The 529-nt window shown below is 56.5% G+C and carries 1 protein-coding gene; it reads left to right on the top strand.

From position 1 onward, the window contains the following. Positions 1 to 260: 260 nt before the first annotated feature. Positions 261 to 529, top strand: a 269-nt coding sequence (locus tag AAFX79_13845) for a hypothetical protein (GenBank protein ID MEO1009638.1), incomplete at its 3' end; no start/stop codon positions are given.

Raw genomic sequence — 529 nt, 5'->3', positions numbered from 1 at the left:
ATAGATAGATAGTTGGGTCGTATTCGCGTACCGGCACTCCTTCTCTGACTAGTAGGAATGGCTCACTCTCCTGTGAGACACTGGCACCTGCATACAACGGTACATGTCAACAACAACAACAACAGCAGCAGCAGCAGCAGCAACAACAACAACAACGAGGAAGAGCAACGTGCAGGTTCGCGTGGAGTGCCTTGCTCCTTACTTGTTGTGTAGGACTCGCGCTCGAGGTCCCACATCTGCACCCATAGGTAGCTCCCAACTTGGCACTGCTGCCCGTCCACCTGCAGCTCCACCAGCTCCCTGCACGCAAACAACGCAACAACAACAACAACAACAACAACAACAACAACAACAACAGCAACAGAGGGACACTCAGACGCACGTCTCATACAGTCCGTTCACCGTCATCTCTCAACGGCATCTCGCGCGTACCCTTTTGGCACTTCCACGGTCGCGTCGGTGCCCAGCTGCAGTTGCTGCGGCTGCGCGCGGCTTTCGGGCGGCGCGCAGAGCAGCAAGAGCGCCGCGG

It is taken from the genome of Planctomycetota bacterium (genome assembly GCA_039819165.1).
Taxonomy (GTDB): domain Bacteria; phylum Planctomycetota; class Phycisphaerae; order Phycisphaerales; family UBA1924; genus JAHCJI01.
Note: the sequence above shows the minus strand (reverse complement) of the source record. Positions and strands in the feature narration are given on the sequence as shown.